General features: G+C 53.2%; 23 protein-coding genes. 10 read left to right on the top strand and 13 right to left on the bottom strand.

The window, feature by feature from the left end:
* Window positions 1-20: 20 nt before the first annotated feature.
* The 5 genes from A6X21_RS00300 to A6X21_RS00280 all read left to right on the top strand — a co-directional run bounded on the left by A6X21_RS00300 (window position 21) and on the right by A6X21_RS00280 (window position 5911).
* Entirely contained in the window at window positions 21-1463 is a 1443-nt protein-coding gene (locus A6X21_RS00300) for an aldehyde dehydrogenase family protein (RefSeq protein ID WP_068845136.1), read from the top strand.
* 111 nt (window positions 1464-1574) lie between these two features.
* Entirely contained in the window at window positions 1575-2723 is a 1149-nt protein-coding gene (locus A6X21_RS00295) for a hypothetical protein (RefSeq protein ID WP_131818099.1), read from the top strand.
* Window positions 2724-2921: 198 nt separating this feature from the next.
* Complete coding sequence (locus A6X21_RS00290) at window positions 2922-3422, top strand: GYF domain-containing protein (RefSeq protein WP_165603633.1); 501 nt, start codon at window positions 2922-2924, stop codon at window positions 3420-3422.
* Between the two features lie 108 nt (window positions 3423-3530).
* The gene (locus A6X21_RS00285; RefSeq protein WP_068845130.1) at window positions 3531-4538 is read left to right on the top strand and encodes an MBL fold metallo-hydrolase; all 1008 of its coding nucleotides are present in this window, start codon (window positions 3531-3533) and stop codon (window positions 4536-4538) included.
* A gap of 56 nt (window positions 4539-4594) precedes the next feature.
* On the top strand, window positions 4595-5911 hold the full coding sequence (locus A6X21_RS00280; protein WP_068845129.1) for a hypothetical protein: 1317 nt from the start codon (window positions 4595-4597) through the stop codon (window positions 5909-5911).
* Between the two features lie 164 nt (window positions 5912-6075).
* On the opposite strand, the gene A6X21_RS00275 is transcribed toward A6X21_RS00280, so the two are convergent.
* From A6X21_RS00275 to A6X21_RS00260, 4 genes are all read right to left on the bottom strand, one after another.
* Entirely contained in the window at window positions 6076-7041 is a 966-nt protein-coding gene (locus tag A6X21_RS00275) for an ABC transporter ATP-binding protein (protein ID WP_068845181.1), read from the bottom strand.
* A 50-nt stretch (window positions 7042-7091) separates the two neighbouring features.
* Window positions 7092-7922, bottom strand: coding sequence for a 3-keto-disaccharide hydrolase (locus A6X21_RS00270; protein WP_068845127.1), 831 nt, complete (start codon window positions 7920-7922; stop codon window positions 7092-7094).
* A gap of 116 nt (window positions 7923-8038) precedes the next feature.
* Window positions 8039-9043, bottom strand: a complete 1005-nt coding sequence (locus A6X21_RS00265) for an AAA family ATPase (RefSeq protein ID WP_068845126.1) — start codon at window positions 9041-9043, stop codon at window positions 8039-8041.
* Between the two features lie 337 nt (window positions 9044-9380).
* The gene (locus tag A6X21_RS00260) at window positions 9381-10478 is read right to left on the bottom strand and encodes a DUF1573 domain-containing protein (RefSeq protein WP_068845124.1); all 1098 of its coding nucleotides are present in this window, start codon (window positions 10476-10478) and stop codon (window positions 9381-9383) included.
* Window positions 10479-11377: 899 nt separating this feature from the next.
* On the opposite strand from A6X21_RS00260, the gene A6X21_RS00250 reads away from it, so the two are divergent.
* The 5 genes from A6X21_RS00250 to A6X21_RS00225 all read left to right on the top strand — a co-directional run bounded on the left by A6X21_RS00250 (window position 11378) and on the right by A6X21_RS00225 (window position 16385).
* A complete protein-coding gene (locus A6X21_RS00250) occupies window positions 11378-12883 on the top strand; it encodes an oligosaccharide flippase family protein (protein WP_131818098.1) in 1506 nt (501 codons plus the stop codon).
* A gap of 486 nt (window positions 12884-13369) precedes the next feature.
* Window positions 13370-14725, top strand: a complete 1356-nt coding sequence (locus A6X21_RS00240; protein WP_068845118.1) for a Gfo/Idh/MocA family protein — start codon at window positions 13370-13372, stop codon at window positions 14723-14725.
* A 127-nt stretch (window positions 14726-14852) separates the two neighbouring features.
* Window positions 14853-15077: a hypothetical protein gene (locus A6X21_RS00235; protein ID WP_068845116.1), complete on the top strand. Its 225-nt coding sequence runs from the start codon at window positions 14853-14855 to the stop codon at window positions 15075-15077.
* A 170-nt stretch (window positions 15078-15247) separates the two neighbouring features.
* Window positions 15248-15739, top strand: a complete 492-nt coding sequence (locus A6X21_RS00230; RefSeq protein ID WP_068845115.1) for a hypothetical protein — start codon at window positions 15248-15250, stop codon at window positions 15737-15739.
* A 172-nt stretch (window positions 15740-15911) separates the two neighbouring features.
* On the top strand, window positions 15912-16385 hold the full coding sequence (locus A6X21_RS00225) for a DUF1579 family protein (protein WP_131818097.1): 474 nt from the start codon (window positions 15912-15914) through the stop codon (window positions 16383-16385).
* A gap of 445 nt (window positions 16386-16830) precedes the next feature.
* Here the strand turns inward: A6X21_RS00225 and A6X21_RS00220 are convergent, their stop codons facing one another.
* The 9 genes from A6X21_RS00220 to A6X21_RS00185 all read right to left on the bottom strand — a co-directional run bounded on the left by A6X21_RS00220 (window position 16831) and on the right by A6X21_RS00185 (window position 24710).
* Window positions 16831-17301, bottom strand: coding sequence for a hypothetical protein (locus A6X21_RS00220; protein ID WP_131818096.1), 471 nt, complete (start codon window positions 17299-17301; stop codon window positions 16831-16833).
* A gap of 36 nt (window positions 17302-17337) precedes the next feature.
* Complete coding sequence (locus A6X21_RS00215) at window positions 17338-18315, bottom strand: DUF1559 domain-containing protein (protein ID WP_068845109.1); 978 nt, start codon at window positions 18313-18315, stop codon at window positions 17338-17340.
* Window positions 18312-19487, bottom strand: coding sequence for a hypothetical protein (locus A6X21_RS00210; RefSeq protein WP_068845107.1), 1176 nt, complete (start codon window positions 19485-19487; stop codon window positions 18312-18314). Before A6X21_RS00210 ends, A6X21_RS00215 begins: the two co-directional genes overlap by 4 nt.
* Window positions 19488-19544: 57 nt before the next feature.
* The gene (locus tag A6X21_RS00205; protein WP_131818095.1) at window positions 19545-20723 is read right to left on the bottom strand and encodes a hypothetical protein; all 1179 of its coding nucleotides are present in this window, start codon (window positions 20721-20723) and stop codon (window positions 19545-19547) included.
* Window positions 20720-21826, bottom strand: coding sequence for a hypothetical protein (locus A6X21_RS00200; RefSeq protein WP_131818094.1), 1107 nt, complete (start codon window positions 21824-21826; stop codon window positions 20720-20722). The genes A6X21_RS00205 and A6X21_RS00200 overlap by 4 nt, the downstream gene beginning before the upstream one ends.
* 343 nt (window positions 21827-22169) lie before the next feature.
* A complete protein-coding gene (locus A6X21_RS00195) occupies window positions 22170-22415 on the bottom strand; it encodes a hypothetical protein (RefSeq protein ID WP_068845101.1) in 246 nt (81 codons plus the stop codon).
* An 84-nt stretch (window positions 22416-22499) separates the two neighbouring features.
* Window positions 22500-22706: a hypothetical protein gene (locus A6X21_RS24185; protein ID WP_131818093.1), complete on the bottom strand. Its 207-nt coding sequence runs from the start codon at window positions 22704-22706 to the stop codon at window positions 22500-22502.
* A 587-nt stretch (window positions 22707-23293) separates the two neighbouring features.
* Window positions 23294-23827 (bottom strand): C-type lectin domain-containing protein, encoded by a 534-nt coding sequence (locus A6X21_RS00190; RefSeq protein WP_165603632.1) that lies wholly within the window; start codon window positions 23825-23827, stop codon window positions 23294-23296.
* Between the two features lie 196 nt (window positions 23828-24023).
* Window positions 24024-24710 (bottom strand): C-type lectin domain-containing protein, encoded by a 687-nt coding sequence (locus A6X21_RS00185; protein WP_165603631.1) that lies wholly within the window; start codon window positions 24708-24710, stop codon window positions 24024-24026.
* Window positions 24711-25048 lie beyond the last annotated feature (338 nt).

Genomic DNA, 25048 nt, shown 5'->3' with positions numbered 1-25048 from the left:
TCGAGTTGCTGGTTCATATCATGTCATTCACTCCTGTCTGTTTGCCCTTATATATTGCTGGTGAGCCGCTGGTGACGAGTCAGCCGCTGGAAGTGCGGTATCCTTATGATGGATCGCTGACGGGAACTGTCTCAACGGCCCGGCATGAGCATCTCGAAGCAGCGATCCAGGCGGCTCTTAAAGGTCATGCGCCTCTGAGTCGGTATAGCCGGGAGCAGGTTTTGCGGCGTGCGAGCCTGATCTTTTCCCAGCGAACGGAAGAACTGGCCCGGCTCATGACGCGAGAGACTGGTCTGGCTCTCAGGGATACCAGAGCCGAGGCGAGCCGCGTCTGCGATGTGCTTCATTTTGCTTCGATGGAGGCCATGGAATGCGATGATGCGACGTTCTGGGGAGATGTGACAGCACCTGGCAAAATGCTGGGCAGCAGGAATCGCTCTGTCCATGTGATGCGTGAGCCTTTAAAGCTGGCGGCTGCCATCACACCCTTTAATCATCCCTTGACCCAACTGGCTCATAAAGTGGCCCCGGCGATCGCTGCGGGAACGCCAATCATTCTGAAGCCTTCCGATAAGACCCCGCTGACGGCTGTACGATTTGCGGAAACGCTCTATGAAGCAGGTCTTCCGGGCTGGATGCTGAGTGTGCTGATTGGGCCGGTCGATACGGTGATCGAGCCACTGATCAGCGATCCTCGTGTCGAGGCGATTTCTTTCACTGGTAGTGTCGCTGTCGGGAAGCGGATTGCGGGCATGGCCGGTTATAAACGCATCTGCCTGGAGCTGGGAGGTAACTCGGAGCTGATTGTGCTGAAAGATGCCGATCTGGCACTGGCGGCGAAGCTGGCTTGCGAAGGGAGCTATCGCAATTCGGGGCAGCGTTGTACGGCAGTGAAGCGTGTGCTGGCCGAAGCGAGTATCTATGAAGAACTCGCCCAAAGAATTACGGAAGCCACCAAAGCCTTTGTGAGTGGAGATCCCGAGGACTCTAAGACCGATATCGGAACTTTAATATCAGAATCAGCCGCCATTAGTATTGAAAAGAGTCTGCATGAAGCCATGGCCCGGGGAGCTGTCCTGCTGGCGGGTGGTCAGAGGAACGTCGCCATGCTGGCTCCGACAGTCCTGAAGGATGTGCCTCGGGATGTGCCTCTGGTGGTGGAAGAGACCTTCGGGCCGGTGACGCCGATCATTCCGGTGCGTGATCTGGCAGATACTGTGCAATACGCTAACAGTAGCCGGTATGGGCTTTCGACGAGTGTTGTGACCGATTCGATGTCACAGGCGATGACTGCGATTCGCGAACTGCATACCGGGATGGTCCACGTGAATGAAGTCCCTGGTTATCGGCTGGAGCAGGCTCCGTTCGGAGGAATTAAAGATTCCGGTCTGGGGATTAAAGAAGGGATTATTGAAGCGAAGAAGTTCTACTCGAATTCGAAGACTTACTCCTTGCCATGGTAGACAACTTGTCGGTAGTAAGCATTCGAGCTAAGGAAGTGTCGAGAATTAGACAATCTTCATCATGTCGGAAGAGAATATTTTTGAGACGAACCAGAAGACAGTGGAACGATAATGCCTGACCAGCAATGGGTGTTTGTCAATTCATTATCCCAAAAGCAAAGCTTGCAGATCATCTGCCGGAAGCAACTTCGGCTATCGAACAGCGGTTGGAACCTTCTTTTCTTGTTCTGTCTAGGAACGGCCGGTTCGCTGGGTTGGAGCTATCGACCTTCTGAAAAACCTCAAATTCTGACCATGACTGAGATAGTTCTCAGTCCTGCGATTGGTGTTCTGTTCACCGGCTTTATGGTCTTCTGTAATGAGTTCACTTTGCGACAGAATGCTAAGCGTCTATGTATAGCTCTGCAAGGCTCTCGGGTGACTGTAACCAATACCTCGATCGGCTTTGAAAAAGACTCAACGAAGGCGGAAATCGATTGGAACGAATACTCCTCGTTTGAAAAAAACGAAGACTTGATTATCTTGAAAGCAGGGAAGGGAGTCGAAGCGGTTTATCTGTTTGAAGAACATCTTCAGCCGGAATCTTCTTGGGAAGAGCTCGTCTTGTTTTTACGCGAGAAACTGATGGCAAAGCACGCTGTTGGCTCGGCACCTGTTGAAGATTACTCAATAAACCAGATCGCTGAACAACAGGGACTATCCCATGATCCTGTTGGATTCAAGGCTGAAGCAGAAGAACCAGCACGGTGGGTGTTTGATGGTGTCTGCCCGGTTGAGGATGCCTGGGCTCAGTACCGAATCATCTTGTTTTCCAATCCGATAATGCGGGATATTCTTCTTCTAGGGCCACTCGGAGGAGCGATTGCTGGTTTTCTGCTGATATCAGTCCTCTATAACAGCCTGGTGATGCCCACGGTCATTATAGGAGGCTTAGCATTTTTATGGTCTGGGTATCTGTTGCTATCTTATCGAGCATGGAAACAAGCGATTATCGATAATAGAGAATTGCTCGACTCGACACGCATTGAGGTGACGAATTCACAGATCCGTTCAATCTATAGCTCGAATATAGTGAGGTATAATTGGGAAGGATTTCGAAAGATTCTTCAGGGACAGGGGCTGATTGTTTTACCGCTAGTTTCCGGCGACCAGTATGTGTGTCTATCCCGTCGCTGCATGAAGCATTCTTCTCAGTGGCCAGAATTGCTGCATTTTCTTAAAACGAGAGTCTCGACCAACAGAACAAGCGATGTTTCCTAAGAAAGTCGAGTTTCAGGAATTGAAGAATCTGGCGATCATCGTTGAGCAGGAAGCTATTTCGAACTAACGAATCAATCGCTTTAGGTCTGGAATTGTTCGTAAGGCACTTGAAACACTTTTTCAGTTCCGTAGTTTTATAAACAGATGGTGCATGGAGGTGGCTTTTTTTTAACATCATTGAACGCAGAGGAGTCCAGGGTGAAAATTCATTTGCATGTGAATGGCAAGAAGCAGGGGCCGTTTGAGTTGGAGGAAATGAATTCGCAGATTGCGGAGGGAGTGCTTTTGCCGGGAGAGGTGAGTGCCTGGTACAAAGGCTGTGAAGACTGGATGCCATTGGAGATGGTCCCTGGGATTGAGATACCGGCCGGAATGAATGTTCCCCCTGTCAAGAAGGGAGGAGCTTCTCCCGCCGAGAAAGGTGGGGACAGTACGGGTGGATTGATCCCCTATAAGAATCCATCAGCACTTATCGCTTACTATCTGGGTATTTTTGGCCTGTTCCCACTCTTTGGTCTCGTCTTCTCGATACCAGCTTTCATTCTCGGGATTGTGGGGTTATATAAGCGCAGTCAGAACCCGGTGATTAAAGGGAGTGTTCACGCCTGGATCGGAATTGTTCTGGGGTTCATCGCCACCACATATAATGGCCTGCTTGCGATTGGAGCGATTATCGCGATCAGTCAGAATCGATTTTAGCCTGATGAGATCGATGAATTCGTGCGAGATGCGAGGCTTTGGATCGTTGGTATCCACCGACAGTACCAGCGCAGGAAGCCGGGTCTCTGTTGATCGAGGGAGATTTGTGTGCCTGAGCCGTTAGCGAGATTTCATGCAGAGCTCACTCTGGTGAATGGATCGACGGGAGATCCTGTTCTGCTGATCGATTATCCGGATCGGGATGATGCAGTTCTGCTGGATGCTGGAGAGAATGCCTCTCTCTCGTTGGAGCAGTTGGCGGATCTGTCCGTGGTGCTGATTACGCATCACCATATCGATCATTTTGTCGGTCTGGATCGCATTATCCGTGCGAATATGGATCGAGACAAAACGTTAAGGATCTATGGCCCGCCGAAGACGATTGAGAAGGTGGCGGATCGCATTCGCAGCTATGAGTTTCAATTCTTTCCGTTTCAGAAGATCGTCATTGATATTTATGAGATCCATGAAGGTGGCTTTCGTGTGGGTCGTCTCGACTGTGGGCGAAAGTTTCCACCGCCAGAGATTCGAGATGAGGCGCGAACGGGATGTGTGATTTTCGAGAATGAGACGATTCAGGTGGAGGCGGTCTTTGCAGAACACACAGTGCCGTGTCTGAGTTATGCAGTGATTGAGAAGGCGGGTTGGTTTTTGAATGTCGACGCACTGCGTAAAAGCGTATTGAAGCCTGGGAGTTGGATTGGGGATGTTCTGGGGCTTTTGCGTGAGGATGCTCCGAATGGAACGCAAGTTCTGATAGAGGGTGGGAGTTATCCGCTGGCGACTTTGCGGGATAAGTTCTTTCTGAAGAGCCTGGGAGCCCGACTCGCTTTTGTGACAGATACGCTCTGGAATGAAGCATCTCGAGCGAGATTACTTTCGATTGCACAGCGGGCCAGTGTTCTTTATTGCGATTCGTTCTATGCCCAGGGGCAGTTATCGCAGGCACTGAAGTATCACCATATGACCGCTTTGCAGGCAGGTGAGTTTGCACGCCTGGCCAAAGCTGAGAAGCTGGTGCTGATCCATTTTGCCAAACGCTATGCCGGTAAGTACGACATGCTGGTTGATGAAGCGCGTGAACATTTTGCCAAGGTGACGGCTCAGATCCTTTGATCCAATCCGCAGCTTCTTGCGTATCGTAGGCATTCGAATTTTCCTGAAGGCAGGCTATGACCGAGTTGAATCCAGCATCTGATGACCTTGAACTCACGAATCACGCTCCGGAAGAGTTGCCAGAGGATTCTCCGTCGGGTCGCTTACCTCTCATGGAGGCAGCGACGGCATTAGCAATGCTCAAAGAGGGAAAACCACTCGCTGATGTGCGGATTGAAAAGCTGACGTTACAGGGCGAGTTTACGGCTCCGATCATCTTCAAAAATGTGGTTCTCGATCGACTGACAATCAAGAAGGCCATATTTCATGAGGTTGTGGAGTTTGCCAAGTGCACGATCTATCGCGCCCGCTGCGAGAAAAAATCGACGTTTGAGAAGTCGTTTTGCATGCACCTCTGCAAGCTGAAAGGCTGCATTTTCAGCGGGTTGACAATTCAAGGGTTGGCACGCTTTGATCTCAGCCAGTTTTTTGGCAAAGGCGATTTTAAGTACTGTGTGTTCCAGAAGGATGCGAAGTTCTGGGAAGTGACTTGTGATGGGTGGTTTGGATTTCAACATTGCGAGTTTCACGGATTAGCCGATCTGCGCAGTATGTCGATTGGGCAGGGGCTCACCTTTAATCATTGTCTCTTCCAGCAGGATGCGCTGTTTCGCGGGATCAGCATTGAGAAGAAGCTCGATTTTGACGTGTCGCACTTTGACGGGATGATTGACCTCTCGAAAGCCAAACTGCGCGACTTTGTATATCTCGAAACGATCTCGCAGGGTGTGCGGCAACAATTTGCTTTTGCCAATGCAGTGGTTGATCGGATGCTGATCAAGCCAAAGCAGATTGAGGGTCGCCTGGCATCGGAGAATAGTGGCAATCATGAACTGGCGATGCGTGAATATGGCTTGTTGAAAGCGATCTTTCAGACGTTGCATCGATTTGATGAGGAGGACTGGGCCTACTATCGATTCAAGGTCAATCAAAGGAAGAGTAAACCACGCTCATGGCTCAGGCCCTGGACGAAGCTGGCACAGATTTGTGATCTGGTATTTCTCGACTGGGGCTGCGGTTATGGGACCAATCCTGGCAGAGCCGTCGTTTCGGCACTGCTGGCGATGCTGTTCTTCGCAATTCTTTATGCGATTGGCTATCAGCACTTCGAGATTGACAGCCCACCCATTGCCGATCTCCCTGCCGATGGAATCATCAATCGCGTCGTCTACTCATTAATGACAACCGTGAGTGTATTTACTTCTGGCTTTGGCGGAGATCAGTTCAATACCGCACATGGCTGGGTGTTGATACCGCTCAATATAGAAGCATTGCTAGGGACTTTACTCTGGGGCTTATTTGTGGTGGCCTTCAGTCGTAAAGTGATTCGATAACCTGAATAGCGAGCCTTTCCGTCGAAGGCTCTCTATTTTTTTCGATCAGGCGGGGGTTGAGTCTTCGAACCCCCAGCAATTTTCGGCATGAACTGGGGGTTCGCGAAGACGCTCAATTCCAACCACCCCATACCAGGGAGTGGAGTTGAATTTTGGAAACCGAATTAGTTCTCTTGATCGGCCGATTCGAAGGTTCGCCCGGTCACTTTGAGGAAGACTTCTTCCAGTGTGGGGCGGACGAGACCGATAGCGCGGAGTTCCGGGCCTAAGGTTGAGGCAAGTTCTTCAACAAGACCAGGTGAGACAGTTCCTTCGAGCCGGAAAGAAGAGCCCATGCGGAGGGCGTTGCGGCCTGTTTTCTGAAGTAAGATTTCGGCAAACGTCTCAGGATTACGAGGAGTCATCGAAAGTGCATCCTGCCCGACAGATTGTGTGAGTTCATCGGGAGAGCCTTCGGCTACTTTCTGCCCCTGATCGAAGATCACAACGTGGTCGGCGAGTTCCGCTTCTTCCATCAGATGCGTGCTGACGAGGATGGAGATCCCGGATTGACGCAGCCGGGCGAGTTCCTGCCACAGTTCACGCCGGCTACCCGGATCGAGCCCGACACTGGGTTCATCGAGGAGGAGCAGGCGGGGATGGTGGAGCAGTGCTTTGGCCAGTTCGACACGACGTTTCCAGCCGCCGGAAAGTGTTTCGACCGTTTTGGGGAGCCAGTCTTTTAATCCCAGTGGGGTGCTGCATTCGAGAATGCGCTGTTGCAACTCGGTGGAGCTGAGGCCGTAAAGCTTGCCTTGATGCCAGAGGTTTTCTTCGACGGTCAATCGAGTATCGAGGCTGGGGGATTGGAAGGTGACGCCGAAGAGCCGCCTGGCTCTCTGTGGTGAGCGGGCGAGATCGACGCCGAAGATCTCGCCAGTTCCCTGTTGCCAGGGGAGGAGTGTGGCCAGCAGCCTGAAGAGTGTCGATTTGCCACTCCCATTGGGCCCGAGCAGTGCACAGATCTGGCCTTCGTCCACGCGAAAAGAAACGTCCTTCAGTGCCGGAGGAGTTTCTTTCCGCGAGGGGTAATGGAAGGAGACATGCTCGACACAGATGGCGGCTGGAAGGCTCGTTGGCGATGCACCCATAAATTCAGACTTTATCGAGGCGATGGCTTTGAGTTCATTTTTGGGAGAACTCATTCGGCGGGAAGTTCGAGAAGTTCGACAGTTTTGAACTCCACGGGATGGCTTTCGGATTGTAGTGAGATGGTGCCAGAAGAAAGGAGTTTTTCGCCGCCACGGGCTTTGATGAGTTCTTTGGCGTGGGCATCGCGCTCATCGAGCTGGGGTTCGGTGTATTCGAGGACCGTCTTGCCATTGACGACGTGGCGCATGAGCTTGCTGCCACGAACTTCGATTTCGGCAGTGACCCATTGATCGCCATCGTAGGTATCGGATGACGACGTGGTGCAGTGAGGTGTGAAGAGTTTGCCGTTCATCACCACGTTCGTGCCAGGAGTGCAGAGATTGGCGGTGGTGCGTTTGCCTTTACCCAATCCGCCGAGGAACTGAACTTCGATGGAAGCGGGGAAATCCTGATCTTTGCCGATCGTTTTGGGGTCTTCGCCATGGAGCATGGCACCGCTGTTGCGGGTCGCCCAGCCGGGACCACCTTTGCACTGATCTCCCACAAAGCGATAGACGATGCGCAGGCGGTAATTCGAGTAGGGCTTTTCGTAGAAGAGGTGGCCGAACTTCTCGCCGAACTCGGGGTATTTTGCGGGGTCGTAAACGACTTTGAGGAGTCCGTCTTCGACGCGGAAGGTGTTGCCGTAGTTCTCGCCGAGTTCGTGGTAGCGGATCTTGGGTGTCCAGCCGGTGAGATCTTTGCCGTTGAAGAGCTGGATCCACTTTTCTTCGCCCGGTGTGCTGCTGGCCGGCGGTGTGGATTCCTGTGCGAAGAGGCTCAATGAGCACGAGAGGCACAGTGCGATGGAAGTTGCCAATTTGATGATGGTAGACAGCATGGTGTGGCTTCTGCAGGAGGAGAAGGATGGTTTGTATGGGTTTGGGAGTGGATAGGTTCAGGCATGCTTGCCCAAAGCTGCAAGCATGGCACGAAGTACGCATTGCACTTAACGGATTACTGGGCGGTTTCTTTCAGCGTTTTGACACACGTCGTGATGAGGTCGCGTGGGGAGATGCCTTCGGCCTGGCCATCGTAGTTGAGGAGGACACGATGTTGCAGGACTTCCTGAGCGAATGAGCGGATATCGTCCAGGGCGACATAAGGTCTGCCATCGGCCAGAGCTTTCACTCGGGCGGCTCGAATCAGCCCTTGAGCAGCACGCGGGCTGGCACCCCATTGCACAAACTGTTTGACCTCGGCAGGGGCATCCTCAGTTTGTGGGTGAGTACTGAGAACCAGCCGGCACGCGTAATCGCGGATGATGTCAGTGACGACGACCTTATCGAGGAGTTGCCGCAACTCGAGAATGCGATCGCCAGTGAGCAATTGAGGAACTTCAACGGGCCGTTTAAGGATCGTGCGGCTGACAACTTCGTTCAGCTCGGCTCGATTCAGAAACGGAACGACGACTTTGAAGAGGAAGCGGTCAAGCTGTGCTTCGGGGAGTGGGTAAGTCCCTTCCTGTTCGACGGGGTTCTGCGTGGCCAATACGAAGAAGGGCTGCTGAAGTTTATGGATCACTCCGCCCGTGGTAACAGAGCCTTCCTGCATCGTTTCGAGGAGAGCCGACTGTGTTTTGGGTGAAGCGCGGTTGATTTCGTCAGCGAGGAGCAGTTGGGTGAAAATCGGCCCCTTACGGAATTCGAAGCGATAGCGGCCCGCTTCATCGGTGGACATGATGTTGGTGCCGATGATGTCTGCGGGCATGAGATCCGGGGTGAACTGAATGCGGCGGAACTCGAGGTGGAGCACGCGGGAAAGCGCTTTGACGAGTTCGGTCTTACCGAGACCTGGCACCCCTTCGAGCAGGACGTTGCCACCGGCGAAGATGGCGACCAGGACGGACTCGATGGCGATCTTCTGGCCGACGATCACTTCACTGATGGCAGTGCGGGCTTTTTGAAACTCTTCGGCAAATCGCGCGGCTTCATCGCGTAAGCCCTCGACCTGAGATTCCATACATTTTCCCCGAATTGGCTTTTCCCACATCCTATGAATCGCAACGTGAAATCATGCATCGAAGATGGCGTAAACTGGCTTGCCCAAAGCTGCAAGCTTGGCACACAGAGCACTTTTCCAAATTGGATTGCTGATCAGACCGTATTCAACGGCACATATGAGGTTGCCAGAGTTGGGCAAGGAAGTCGAGTCGGCACCTGCTGAAAAGATCTTTTCCGGAGCAAAACGATAGAGAGCATGGCAGGTCGAATCTGGCAGGGGTTAATGAAAACGTCTCGACCAACTGTGAATTGGTCGAGACGTGATGGATCGTCAATGGTTGGAGTCGCCGGATGAATTACAGCCCGCTGGTTGTGGCGGGAACACCTGCTGGTGCAGGAATCGAGGCAGCCGGATTTGTGGCTGGTGCGGCTGGAGCGGAAATGATTGTTCCCGTGGCCTTGAACTGAATCACATTGGGGCGACCTGGGAGCGAGATGGTAAAGGTTTCGTTGAGTGGGCCAGCCAGATCGGGCACCTTGAGAGTCATCGGAAGCACGTGGACTGGCGCTGTGGTCGTGGGGAGCTTGACCTGGAAGGCCCCATCAACAGTTTCGCATTCAATCTTTTCGATGGCGAAAGGCTTCTTGGAGCGAATGACCACCTGCAGGGCTTTGGTGGTTCCTGGAACCAGATTGCCCAGTGTGAGAAGAGATGGAGTGATGACAAACTCAGCTTCCACTCGACCATTGAAGGGGACTGGGACGGCGGGTGTGCCGACATCGTTGGTGGTGAGGGAAATGATACCACCAAAATCACCGACGGGAGCATCGGGTGAGACCTTGGCAATCAACTGATAGTTAACAGCACCACCGCTGCGGCTGGTTTCGACGACAGTGGCGGTGACAAGTGGATTGGAGGAGTTGATGCCGGTAATTGTCCAGTCGGGACGACCTGCATAAGCGACGTTGACAGTTGATTCCTTGCCGGCGCCGACATCGAAGCCGCCGAAGTTGATCGCACCGGGAGTGAGCACCACATCTGTGCGGATATAAACGCGAAGTGGGATTTGAACTTCGACCGTGCCGATGTTGGCAATTGAGAAGGTCACGAAGACGTTCGAGGTCTTTTCACGCATGAACTTATAGGTGTCCATGGCGATTTCGACGTAACCTTCCTCGCCACTTTTCAGCAGGTTGGTGCTGAGCTTGGCCTTGGAGCAGCCGCAACTGGTGCGGGTGCCGAGGAGTTGTACGTCTTCTTTGTAGATATTGCGGATTTTGAGACGATAGACGGTGTCTGCTCCGCGGGCCACAGTGCCGAAATCGATGTTCTGCCGCTCGAGCATTTTGTTGGCCCAGTTCAATTCCTGAGCCATCAGTTGGGTGGAGCAAACTGTCAGGAGGCCAATGGCCAGACAGGTGGCATGAAACAGGCGAGACACTTGACGAAACATGTTAGCGATCATCCCTTTGATCCTGGCAAAGCCCCTGGAACTGACCAATCGACTGATCATCGACCCGTCTGAACTTGGTCCTCGTCGGAAGAATTGCTCTCATGAGCAATCGGCTCCGGCATTGAACAAACAATTCAATGTGCCCGTTCCCTGGGCATTACCACCATCTATTCAACCAGATCGGACGAACCGAACAAGACTAATGCGCCTCTGGCAAGGCGGTTTTGTCCGATTCGATGTCGCCCTTTGCGTTGCTGGAAGAGTCTGCCGGGAGAGAAGTTGCCGTCGCTGACGGGCTTTCAGCTCTCGAAACGACACGTCCAGTGAATCGATGGATGCTCCGCAGTTGTCATCTGTGAGGCTCTCAAAACACCGGCTCACAGGCAACAACTTGCTCACTTGAATCGACTTAACGCGAGCGCGAAGTTAGTTGACAAGGTACAAAATGTCAACATGGCCGAAAGAGTGCCGTCACGCCAGAAACAGGCCAGAAAGACGCCTCAAATTACCATCGCTCCCTAAATTGCCCACAAGGATGCATTTGACCTGGGGAATGTGGTGATTCGTGACCGGGAGGCATCAAAGCCGGTCGATCCGTGCCATCTGCACAAGGCGATATTCTGGCTGTAACATCATTCATGACAATGAGTTAGTGATTCTCATCGGGGTTTTGCGATAATGAACACTCGGGTTTTTCCTTCGTCGTTCGGCCTGAGGGGCATTCTCGACCTAAACTGAAGCTGGAAGCCTGCAATTTGTGTCTTGTGCTCGATTCTGCGGTTCGTGTTCTGGCGAGAGGCTCGATCGGTTTCGACTCTCGTTCTGGAGCAGGGATCAGCGGAGAGCATGGATCAGAGTTCCAGGCGGACAATCCCGTTCAGGTCAAGGATTTTTGCGAGATGGCGGTTCAAAGTCTGAAATCCAATGTGCTCTTCACATGGCTGGCCCATCTGGCAGCATTGGTGACCGGCTTTTTCCTGATGCCGTACGTCATGCATGTGCTGGGTGATGCCTCGTATGGGCAGTGGGTGTTCATCAATTCGTTCGTGGCGTATGGCGGCCTGTTGTACATGGGAATGGGTGAGACCATTTGCCGGTATGTGGCCAAGTATCACAGTGAAGGAAACACCAAAGGCCTTAATGAAGTTGTCACGATTGTGGCCTCGGTTTATTCGCTGGGTGCAGCGTTTGCATTTCTGCTGTCAGTCGGGATTGCTCTCCTGTTGCCCTGGATGAGCCCGTGGAAGGGACAGGAGTTGCTGGAGATTCAGCTCGTTGTCGTGATTCTCGGGCTGAATCTGGCGATGTCTCTCCTGGGGAGCATTTTTGGCGGTGTGCTGATGGGTGTCCGCCGGTTTGATCTCGAACGCACGGTCGGGATTGTATTCGATCTGGTGCGCGTCGCGCTGATATTCGTGTTTCTGCATCGTGAATGGGGGCTGCTGACAATGGCCCTGATCTACATGATCATTACGATTCTCGAAAACAGTGCCTTCATGTATCTCTCGTGGAAAGCCCTCCCGGAGCTACAGATTCGATTATCGCACTGGAAATATTCGGTACTTAAAGAATGTACGTCGTTCAGTTCGATGGCACTACTTAACAATTTTGCCCAGAGCCTCATCTATGCGACGGATAGTATTGTCATTGGCTTCCTGATGGGGGCCGAGGCCATTGTGCCTTACTATATCGCTTTGCGACTGGTGCAGTTCATCCGTCAGCCAATTGAAAAGGTGGCCTTTATCTGTATGCCCACCGCAGGGGCCATGCAGAGTTCGGCAGATCGCGGAAAGCTCCACAAACTCTTTTTGCAGGCGATCGGGATTACGTTTCTGCTGGCCGCCGGGATCAATCTGGGGGCGTACTTCTTTGGTGGCGACCTGATTACGTTGTGGGTCGGTGCCGGCTATGAAGAATCTCATCGACTGCTGGTGATTCTGCTCGCAGCGACTGTGGTGACGTTGCCCTGCAATCTGTTGCGATCGTTCCTGCTGGCTCAGGGGACAATTCGATTCCCGGCAATGATCTATTTTGCCGAAGCGATTGCCAATCTGGTGATCAGTCTGGGGCTGGGTTTCATGCTGGGGCGTGTGGGTGTGGCCATTGGGACGCTGGTACCGGCTGTGATTCTCGAGGCGGGAGTTCTGTTGCCGTTTGGCTTGTCGATTCTCGGGATCAGCGGTTGGCGACTTATGAACGACGCCATTCGCCCTCAACTGGTACCACTGGCAGCACTGGCGGGATATTGCCTGCTGATCAGCCCGCAGCCATGGGCTCATGGCAGTTGGCTGGCGCTGGTGGGTGTGAGTGCCGGTGGTGGTGCGGTGCTGGGTGTGGCCTGGCTGCTGGTCCACAATCCACCGGGGAACTGGTGGCCCGGCTTGATGCGACGGCAGGAAGCATAAAGTTTCTACGCCAGGGTGACCCGACGAGCTTGTGGCCGGGTCGTTGTACAAAGTACGACGACAAGAAGCCGCGCCATGCGCGTCCCCTACCTTTCGCTGTGATCTCGCCTTTGGGTTGCACGACGCTGTTTGACTCGCCTTTGGGTGGTACGACCCTTGAGGCTCTGCGAAAGGGCGTGGCTCTTGCCAGCGTGGTTGAGGTCAGAGGTCTTCATCGGCTCCCGGCTCTTCAGCGCAGCCAGCATGCTGCACAGATCCTCCACTGGGCTTCTATCTCTGATACGCTTCATCCCAAAAGTGCTCAGTGGGCAAGATTTCATCATTTCCTTGCGACAGCCTGCGCTTTACAAATGGATGAGAACAACCAATCAAAGCTGCAAAGGGTGCACGCAGTCCTCGGCATGCACCAGAATTTCCTCCCTAATTCTACTTAAAAATCGAGTTGGTGCATTCGCATGCACCCTACCAAACACCCGTGAGGCCATCATGCTTTCCCGTCGCACGTTTCTCCAGAGTTCGATTGTCGCTGGTGGTTCACTGGTGGCGGGTGCTCCGCTGGTGCTCCCCGCACGGCTGTTTGGTGCTCAGCCACCGAGTGAGCGGGTGCGGGTCGGTTTCATTGGCACAGGCAATCAGGGAATGGGGCTGCTCAAGCGGTTTCTGGCCGCCGAACTGGGTGAAGTCGTCGCCGTCTGCGATGTCAACGAAGGGAGCTTCGGCTACAAGGAGCCGGACCACTTCTACGGCCGCCTCCCCGCGAAGCAACTGGTCGAGGCCGATTCCACGAAGCGCGTCAAGAGTGGCGTGGTGCCGACCTGCGAGGCTTATGCCGACTTCCGCAAGCTGCTCGACCGGCAGGATATCGACGCGGTGGTGATTGTGGTGCCAGATCATTGGCATCGGATCATCAGTGTGCTGGCCCTTGAAGCGGGGAAGGATGTTTATTGCGAGAAGCCGTTGACATTCTCGGTGGCAGACGGTCGGCCATTGATCGACGCTGTCCGCAAGCACAAAAAAGTCTTCCAGACCGGGAGCCATGAACGCTCGAACCCGGTCAGCCAGTTCGTCTGCGAAGCGGCCAGAAGCGGGAAAATCGGCACGCTGCAGAAGATCGTCACCAAGGTGGGCTACAACAACAAGGTGGGGCCAGGGCCCGGCTGGCAACCCATGCCCGTCCCGGCGACATTCGACTATCGCACGTGGCTCGGCCCCGCGCCGGAGGCCGCTTACCACGTCGACCGCTGCCTCTACCGCTTCCGCTTTCACTACGATTACTCGGGCGGGCAGATCACGAACTTCGGGGCCCATTGCAACGATATGGCTCATTGGGGGATGGGCCTGGATGTCGCCGGGCCGACAGAGATCGAGTGCCTCGATGCCAAGTTCCTCCCCGCAGGAAGCCTGTTCAATACCGCGACCGAGACCCGCTTCCGCTGCAAATACGCTAACGGTGTGGAACTCATCTGTGAAAGCGGCCCCGAAATGGTGCAGACTCGCTTCGAAGGAACCACCGGCTGGCTGCAGACCGGCTACAAGGGAACCACCGCCTCCGATCCCGCGCTTTTGAAAGATTGCCCGCCGGCCGCCAAAGGGACCAGCGACCCGCACTCGGCCCATCTGGCGAACTTCGTGGAGTGCGTGAAGACGAGGAAAGAGCCGCGGGCACCCGTCGAGGTGGGGAACTCGTCAGCCGTCCTCTGCCACATCGCCAACGCGATGATCCGCCTCTTCCCGGAAACCGGTTCCGTGGTGGCCAAGTGGGACGCCCAGAACGAAAAATTCATCGACAACGACGACGCGAACCGGATGCTGATCCGCGAGGAGCGGAATCCGTGGGGTTAACATACGGCATTTAGTTTTATGTAGGGTGCATGGAGTCTTCGAAATGCACCAAGTCAATCTATCAAGCCATGCCGGTACATGGGTAGCCACATCGCGTCGCTGAATTGTCTAGGGGAGAGGTCGTTCAATGGTTTTTGAGCTCTGGGAGTACGAGAACGGACACACCTTCCTGGAACGTCATCCAGATGCCGAGGTGCATCAGCGTCGACTCTCCGAGCTGGTCGAACGGAATGCACAGCATGTCTGGACAGTTGAGGCGGCTTCATACAATGAAGCGATGCAATTGTTATATGACCGGAAACAATGGGGACATTATAGAACGATTGAAGAGGAACTGGGTGAGACCAGGTAAGTCAAATTCCCAACGGCCCCGAAATCATCTCGATGGCAATTCAGCCTTGAGCAGGTACAGCGCATGGAGTCTTTGGAATCCACCAGCGATACAGTAGATAATCCAATTGGTGTATTGGCATGCACCCTACGTAAGATTTGACCTCCTCCAAGGTCTGTGGAGTTCGCATTATGCGGGAGGATTTTCCATGGCGGGTGGTGTGTCGATTCGCACTGATGCTCCCTGTGATCGGGCTGGCGGTGGTGCTTGCTTCGCCTCTTTACATCAGTACGAAATGGGTGGGACATGCTGATCTGAGAGTGCGGTTTGCCGTGGTCGATGCGGCGACGGCTCAGCCGATTCCTGGAGCCAAGGTTCATATCCAGGCGGAGCGGGGTGGGCTCTGCGCCGAGTGTGCGGCTCGTGAATTCACACTGACGACAGAAAGTAACGGCCACGCCGAGGAACTCGTTACACAGTGTCTCACGTTCGACTCTCGCAGCTTTTGGGAGAACACCTGGTTCATTCATCTGCCGTGGTGGCAGTTCCGCATCTCCGCCGACGGGTATGAGCCGGGGGCATCAACCAACCTCGACCAGCCCCAATATTTGCAACTGGCGGAACGCGGCTACCCCACCGCGCATCTCACGGTGCCGGTTAAATTGCAGCGAATCGAAGAGTGAAGTGATGAAGTTCCTGTGATCGGTGTCTCGTGGCAGCATTATGTAGGGTGCATGAGGTCCTCGGAATGTTCCAGCGATACAGTACATAATCCAATTGGTGCATTGGCATGCACTCTGCTTTGGAAATGATCTGGGTGGTTTGGTTTTGTTGCGTGATTGTAAAGGGGTCTTGATGGATCAATTTCAAGCCTTGTTGGAGTGTGAAGGGAACTGGACGGGATCGAATCGAATTCAAACAACTCCCACGGACACGATTCAGGAATCGATCTCCCGCTTGGCTGTGACGCCCATTTTGAACAGGACATTCCTGCGTATTGATCAAGAATGGAGTTGGGAAGGACAACCGCAGTCGGGATCGTTTCTCATTGGCTATTCACAGGAGTCAAAACAGGCCAGCGTGCATTGGATTGACAGTTGGCATAATGGCGTACGAGTCATGCCGCTGGTGGGTGGATTCGAGAATACGGGCGAAGGGAAGTGCATGTTGGTCGTGAATGGCACATTTCCTGTCGAACCAGGTGTGGATTGGGGATGGCGGATCACATTTCAGTTTTATGGCGAGCAACTCAAGATCGATATGGTCTGCCTGCCGCCCGAAGGATTTCCTGAAGTGGGCTGGGTATGGTCTGAGTTTAAACGCATTTGAATCGCTCACCAGATTTTTCTCCTGCGGCAGAGTCGCTCCAGTTGAAATTCAGATTTCTACTGGGGTGGCCCAAGGGGAGAGGGGCACTGGCAATATCCCAATTCTTGGAGAATCCCGGCGGACTTTCTCAGAAACCTGCATGACACTTCTTACACAGCCCCTGTGCCTTTGGCACTCATCTAACCCGCAGACGGCTAATCGCGGCACGCTTCCAATTGGTGCATTGGCATGCACCCTACGTTTGAACATATTGCAGGTGGTAGGCTAAAGATGGTCGGCAGAGTATTATATAGTTCACATTGAGTCCTCGGAATGCACCAGCTATACAGTAGACGGTCCAGTCGGTGCATTGGCATGCACCCTACTTTTCAAGAGGTTGCTGGTCGTAAGCGGAAGGTGGTCCGCAGAGAGGACCCAGCGGCTACGGCGACTACTACCACTCTGCTCATGAATTCTTGTCGGTTGTGCCCGGCTCAGTTTTGGGGATCACCTTGCAGGTGAGCTTGACCGGTTTACGGGCGTGGCCTTTGGCATCGAAATAGAACGTCATTTCATTCTCGGCCCGGTCGTCAATCGCTTTCCGCTCTCGCAACGAGTTCAGCGAAGGGGCACCAAACCACAGCGTCACCTTGAGCTCGCCATAGGGAGGGATCACAGCCGGCAGATCCTCCGCATGGAAGCAACCCAGGCCGCACGCCTCGTCGGCTCCCACGCAGCGGATGGGCTGTGACGTGGTGTTTCTGATCGTCAAGACAGGCTGCACCTCCGTCCCTTCGACAACTTCTCCCAGATCCAGCACCGACTGGATCACGACAGGTGGCGTCGTCGGCCAGAACAGACAGATCGCTACAGCCGTGTCAATCCCCGCCAGACACAACAGCAGAGTCCCGAACTTCATTTGAGAGAGCCAGAGCATCTTCATTCCTCGACGAGTAAAGGACAGAAACACCACTCACTCGATACCCACTTCACCACCCGCCCGGGTACTCCATGCCGTCAGCACACCGCGATCTGTCGAAACAGAAACTCCACGCACCGATCCATCGGCAAATGCCATATGGACCACTCCACCATGCCAGCTCCACCAGAACAATCGATCTGAGATCGTCTCCTGCCGCTCACGCAACCCACCGGGGTATAACTGATCGTCGATTGTTCCCGGCAGGACAGTATCGCCAAGACCAAACGGGCACCTTTGCTCGACACCGGCTCCACCCCATTTTCCCCATTGCTGCACAATACCCCGCTCGCCCAAAAGAAGAGTCTGGCTGGTGCCGTCGGTCACATCCCGCAAACGGCAATTGCTGTTCTCATAGAGCAATCCGCTTTGGATTGGTGCCTTCCCCGCCTCGCGATCATACTCGGCACATTGCCAGGCATAATTTTTCGAAGTCGCCATATTGGTGCCGGAAACTCCGAGGTAGTTATTGCTACCCCACGGCCCTTCATAATAAGGCCGATCCCAATAGACCGGCTGCCCGGCTGCGGGATCAGAAGCACACTGCAGGATCTTCAGTTGCTGGCTGGTGAGCGGGCGATGGTCGTGCTGGCAATCGAGATCAAAATTGAACTGCGCATACATCACCCCCTGATCGATATCGGGGAGGATCATCACGATCCACGGAAAGTGCTTCGTGAAGCGGAGGGCTCCGCGGCCGGGAATATCCCGCGGCGGCCTGACATCATCAATCTGTGTTCCCGGAGGCAGCACCTGGTGCCGCTCCTGATAGGTATGGAGAGCCAGTGCCAACTGCTTGAGATTTGACCGGCAGGATGTTCGCCGGGCCGCTTCCCGCGCCATCTGCACGGCAGGAAGCAAAAGTGCTATCAGTAACGCAATGACGAAGATCACGACCAGCAGTTCGATGAGTGTGAAACCGGCTCGCACCGAGTCGCCTCGCTGTTGGTCCCACGCCTTAAGAATTTTCATACGAGTCTCTCCCGCCGACGTTTAAACCACCACAACCACACCATGCCAATCAACACACCGGTAATGACACTGCCGTAGATCCCATAGACCCACCACGATGTCGGCGGTGGTAGAGGGTCGATCTCCAGTATTTCGGGGCGGATCCCGTAAGGTTCTGGCCTGAAGTCGGATTCCCGCACCTGGCCGAACTCGACCCGGTCGATAAAGTATTCGTAGCTATGGTGTGGTTCCCCATTAAGCTTATCACGCTCCTTGCTGCTCCAATTCTGGGTAACAACCTGGGTGGGGAACAAATCACGACCAAACCCCGCCCGGTACTCGTTGACGATCCTGATTCGATGCCAGGAAGGGGCCGCCTCTTTTCCGGGAACCTTTTGGCTACCCGTCACTATGTAATCTGATTCGACCACGCGATAGTTGTGGGCGGGGTCAAGGTTGGCCGTGGCCTCGACCACATCCGATACGTGCCGCTCCTTTCGCACATCTGTCAGTTCGCTATGTGTTGAAAAGGACATACGCACCAATCCCGAAGAAAGCTTCTCGAAGGTAACCGGGCCGACGGTGAACTTATCGACTGTCCAGCCGAAGGCATTGGTGTTCCTGGGAGGTTGAGCGAACAGACCGCTCGATTCGACGTGGCACATCGTCGTTGAAGACCAGACATGTTCGGACATTGTCCAGCTCATTCGCCGATGCCACATCTCCAGCTTCTCGCCATCGATCGACAGCGTGGTGCGACGCAAGCGATCCAGCACCCGCACTCCGTCGACTTCTTTGTAGAGCCGACGGAGTCCGAACTCAAATTGTGGTGTCACGATCCGCACTGAGAACGGATCCTTCATCAGTTTCACTTCGTCGACCACATCGGCTGTCGTCGTCAGTTCGGGCACCTCAAACGTGTGAAACTTGAAGCTCCCATCGAGGTGCCAGATCTTCGTGATCTCAGTGAACGGCGGCTTCCACCCCGGCCGTGCCTGCCTTAACCAGACCATGCTGTTAGCCCGCTGTCGGCGAATCCGTTCATGCCCTGCGACAACCCGCGCCTGCCAATTCACTCCTTCTTCCGCAAAGAGCGATGGCGACTCTTCCCTGGTGGTTATGAAGATCATAGCCACCAGAAAAAGCACGAGTCGTCGAGATCGACAGAGATTGTCGCGTCGACTTAAGAACATGAGGGCTTTTTCCTAATAGAGACCTTGTCGTTCCATTACGCGCCACGTAGCGACTCCTTACGCCATCGACTCCCGACGACGTTTGCCCCACCACACGAGCCCCAGGAGTGCATTGACCCCCAGGAGCCCACAGATCCAGGGCCACCACCAGGCGGCCGTTGGAGGTAAGGGATCCTGCTCAATAAGCGAAGCGGGCACTCCGTACGGCTCCCCGCGAAAGTCGGCCGGTGTGACAGTGCCAAACTCCACCTTGTCGATGAGGTATTCAGTTTCTTGTGGCTTCGACTTAAATAATGCATCTCTGGTAGGCGACTCAAACAAACGCGTGACGACTCGTTTTGGTACAACGTCACCACCAAATCCTTCGACATAGTCCAGTTCCTGTTCCCAAGCTGACCAATATCCACCGCTCTTCTGGACACCAGACACCCCAGAGCTGGTCATTTCGACTCGTGCTTTGAGGATTCGAAAGCGATTCGCCGTATCGAGATCTACGATGGCGTCGACCCACTTAAGGGTCGAATCACCTTTGGGCAGCGCCATATCAAACTCGGCATTAAAGGTCATGCGAAGCACATTCTCAGGCCTTTCCTCGAATTTGACGGAGTTCAAATCGATCCGTTTGATTTTGATTACAGAATGCCTTGAGTCTGGAGGATCAATTAAGATCGAACGCAAAGGGCAGTCCATAATCGCTGTGGCGGACCAGATTCCGAGGTTTAATTCCGAAAGCACCATCCGATGCCAATAGTCGAGATCCTTCTCTTGTAATGATGTACGTAAGACCTTCATCTGGTCGGCCTTGTTCTGGCCCTCGGTCAAACAAAATTCATACTCGGGAGTGACACACCAGACACTTCCTGGCCGAGTCTGAAGCGAGGACTCATCCACCTTGATCTCATGATCTGCCTTATCAGACAGCTTGATGCGGTGATACTTGAAGTTATCACGCATAAACCACCACGAGTACGCCTTCACCCGAGGCTCTTTTCCGTACGATTTCAGTTGCCGGGCCACTACGCGCATGTTGGAGCGAACTTTAGCAATTTGATCATGACCAGTTACGACCTTTGCCTTCCACTCATCCATGCTGGAACTGATTGTGGGGGTCGTCTCACCATAGACCTGTAAGGACGCAGGTATAGCCAGACAGGAGAGGATTCCTACCCACCCCATGCAGCAGAGAAAGACACGCTGCACCTTGCTCGAAATCGAACCGGCTCGACCTCTCATCATGCCTGCACTCCCCACTGCCGTTTGCCCCACCACACGAGCCCCAGGAGAGCATTGACACCCAGGAGCCCACAGAGCCAGGGCCACCACCAGGCGGCCGTTGGTGGTAAGGGATCCTGCTCAATGAGCGAAGCGGGCACTCCGTACGGCTCCCCGCGAAAGTCGGCCGGTGTGACAGTACCAAACTCCACCTTGTCGATGAGGTATTCTTCTGTGACATATGAACGACTTGACTCGTCTATTATGTCCTCAGGACTAGCGCCGTTACTCCACACTTTATGAAAGACGCGTCGTGGTATGACTCCGCGCCCAAAGGTTTCATCGTACTCATATGTGCTCGATAATCGTCCCCAAAGTGACTGAGTTGGTTTGTTGATCGGATACTTTTGCGTATGGCCAATACCGCCTGTCGTCACCACCCGATAATTTTTTTTCGTGTCAAATTCTGTCCAGCATTCAATTTGGTTTGTAGAAATCTTGACACCCCTGGGATCGGCCCGTTCCGCATAAGATGAATATTCCATTCTCAAAATTCCTGAAGGAAGTTCCCGAAAAGTAATCGGGCCCATTTCAAACAGCAGAGTTTTGTTGAAACCAGATAGAAGCTCGGCCTCTGGTGTCAAGAAGAAAGATCGAGATTCCTTCATGCCGATAGTCGTTGCCACCCAAGCCCGTTGTGACAACATCAAAAGCATGCGTTCTCGCCAATGAGTCAAACCATCTTGACCAATTGAATTCGTCGCCATTTTCAAAGGACCGAGTTGCGGTACTCCGTTGACAATGTGCGGTCTTTTTTGAAGAGAGAACTCATATTGATCTGTCACGACTCGAATCAAACTGGGATCACTCATGATTCGCGCGTCGGCAACATCGCTATCAATGAAGTTCTCGATCTCCTTGATCTCGTGAACCTTAAAATTGTCTCCCATGCACCAGATTTTCAGATGGTTTTTGCGAGTTTTCCGCGATGATGAAAAGACCTCACGAACCCAAATTGTACTATTCTCCCTTACGGAAGAGATCTTTGCATGCCCAGCAAGGATTCTTTCTATATGTTTAGCATTTTTGTGATCCGATGCGTGAGCGGACGGTGGAATAATCAGCATGTGCATCAATGCGAACACTACTGCAAGACTGCTGTGGTTACGAGGCAAAGTGTTTCTCAATTCCATTAGTAAGCCTTTCGAATGAAAACACAGCTCGTGTTTCTGTCTTAGTCATGTTTGAGAGTAAACATCTAAACCACATTAAGTCTTATATTTGTCTATTTTTGTCGAAAGATATGTGATCTGAGTTAAAAATAATTATCAGGGAAATCACCTCCGCTCTGGAAATGATTTCCCATTTGACGAAGTACAGTTATTCTCTTGTTTAAGTCAAATGTTTATTGATTTATGCATCCATATGTATCAAATTCACCTTGTCGTATGCAGAAGCACAATGCTTTGTTCATACAAAATGCTGGGCCGAACGAGTTGCAGGCATCACCCTGTTCGGTACCAGGTAAGCTGCAATCACAATCCCTTGTACATTCTGGAACAATCGTTGTATTACCATCATCCCCCCCCCCCCTTCATCTTCTGGCGGAAGTTCATCCGCATAGGCAGCCGGTAATGCCAGAATGGCGGCAAGCAGGATGGCTGCCAGATTAAGGCCCATCACTGTACTTGTCACAAAACGCAAACAAAGATTCATCGCGAACTCCTTCAACCAGGGAAACTATCGCGGAGTGGAGACACACCACTCCGACCTTGCATCGAGGATTGGGAAAGGTCTGTCTCACTCGCCCCGAAACTCGACCCGGCACGTCAGGCGCGGCGTGGCTGGGGCATCGGTGAAGAATGTCAGTGTCTGTGTTCCCCGCGCTGTTTCACTCAGCCGCAAAGGGATGTGCAACGTGCCGAAGGGCTCAATCGTTGCCGGTAGTGACGTGGCGGTCGCACAGGTGGTGACGATTGCCAACGACAGGATGAGGGCAGGTGGCAAGCCCCATACCTAAATGGATCCTGCTTAAAGGGGGCGGTTCCGGTGCTGGAGTCTGGAACAGAGGACGCAAGCATGAGAGTTTCCCGCTGCCGAAGAATACGTGCAGTCGAGAGCGCACTTACTAACTTGGCCGGAACTCCATCCTATGTCAACAAAAATCTTAGTGAACTGATTTACGCACAGTGACAAACCGAAGGATTTGGGCGACTCATCACTTCACGTCGCCCGCGCTGCGGGTGGCTTTTTTCTTGAGGCGGAGTTCGCAGGGTTTTTTTGTTGGATTTCTGACGTCGACTGATGTGGCTAAACCACTGGAGGGGACGGGCAAAGCAGCTTGTTTTCAGGCTGATCTCCAGGACTCTCGAATGCCTCGCATGGCAGATCTTCCAGTAATAAAACCTCCCCTGAGTGAGGCATACAGGCAACCCGGTTGATGGTCCGTCTGTAGGAACTTGCGCATGAATTCGGTGCGGGGAAATAGGTAGCGGAAATATGGAGGCTAGTGACTCAGAGAGATACATGCCTGCTGAGTGAGTGACCAAAGTTGTTTCATTTGTGGTCAGGTCCTCTCGTCGACGACTAGTCGTTTAATAATCCCATTCGCATACACAAGGCTTTCTGGCACTGGGAAGATCGTTATACATTTTTAGTTTTGAATCGCGGGAAAGCCAATGTTCGGCATCCATTTCGTTGTCAATGAGCCGCCCCTTGAGTTTGAGTTCCGAGCCGTCGATCCATTGCCACTTGCCCTCTTTGGCTTCATCCGACGCACCTAACCAGCATGCATTTCCGCCACATATCTGGTCAATGAATGCCAACTCCTCGTCAGAGTTAATGATGGCAAGATGACCTCCCCGCTCTTCACATAGGGATTTGGCGAAATGCCAGGTCAATGGTTCTTCGAATATCGCGTATCGATGCCCATTCAAAGCGAAGAATTCTCCATTGAAGGGCTTGGAAGGCTCGTTGATCGGTGAGGCGAGATCTTCCATCCTGCGCCGAATCACCACAGCTTGATCCAGGTTACCCGCTTGAGTCAGTTCCCTGGCGCGGCGATCGTAGGCGGCCTTTCGCTTACGGAAAGCGTCCCGCAGCTCACGATCTGCATTCTTTTCAGCCAACTCGACAGATTTTCTGTGGGCCTGAACCGCTCTTTGGATGAACGGGTCAAGTTCGACTGGTTCAAGAGTCGGCTGGATTCCCCAAGCGGTTACGCATGTTATCGCAACAAGCGGAGCGAAGCACCAACGCATAGCAATTCCTCGCCTCAGTTAAATCTGTATTCCACGGGAAATAAAGCCATCGAAAGGTGAGATGCTAGTCGTTCCATTCGCATAAAAAGTGAGATCTTCTCGATGTTGTGTCAACGAGACTCCCCTTTGCGTTCATCTTCAAATAGTGCTCGATGCCATAACTGTTATCGAATTCTTTACGAAAGTCGATCTGCACAAGGCTTCCGTCAACCCATCTCCATTCGCCTTCCCTGGCTTCATCAGTAGCCCCCAGAAGGAAGCCTTCAGACTTTGGTGGCAATTGCCGCGCAATGAACGTGAACTCCTCATTGTCGGAGATGATCGCCAGATAACCACCCATTCGTTCGCAGATTCTTTTAGCCTCGTGCCAATCCTTTTTCTCTTCAATGATAGCATAAGAGTGTTCACGAAATTTCCATTGATTCTCAGGCCGCGGTAGCGATCCCCAGTGTGGTTTTGATGCTAAAAGGTTGGTCAATCGATTCGCGGCATCCCGCATCGCTATGGCCTTTTCCGTATTACCGTCCTGCTTGTGTATCGCAAGCCGGGCCTCATACACCGACAGCAATTTCAAGTCTGCCTCCTCGATAGCGTCTCGCTTTCTTTCAAGTATTGAAAGGATCGCTGCACGGTAGGTGGCGTCTGCACTCTCGATCGAGACGTCTGTTCCGGCGGGCCCTGGCTTTAATTGAGCGGAACCATAGAGGAGTGAGATCAAGGCGATGGTTATAAGAAGATGTTTCGTGTTCATATCTTCGCTCCAGCGATCATGTCGCATATAGTTGTGCAGAAGTGAACAGTAAGCGTATTCCGCCTGTCTGTGGGGTTCAAGATCTGTAGAGCATTTCTCATGTCGCAGGGTTTTTTTGTTGGATTTCTGACGTCGACTGATGTGGCTAAACCACTGGAGGGGACGGGCAAAGCAGCTTGTTTTCAGGCTGATCTCCAGGACTCTCGAATGCCTCGCATGGCAGATCTTCCGGTAATAAAACCTCCCCTGAGTGAGGCATACAGGCAACCCGGTTGATGGTCTGTCTGTGCTGGTGGATTGTTCGCCAACAACGCTCGAGCTCACCCTCATCCCGGCCT

It is taken from the genome of Planctopirus hydrillae, from assembly GCF_001707835.1.
Classification (GTDB): domain Bacteria; phylum Planctomycetota; class Planctomycetia; order Planctomycetales; family Planctomycetaceae; genus Planctopirus; species Planctopirus hydrillae.
The sequence above is the reverse complement of the archived record's forward strand: the minus strand, read 5'-3'. Positions and strand labels throughout refer to the sequence as shown.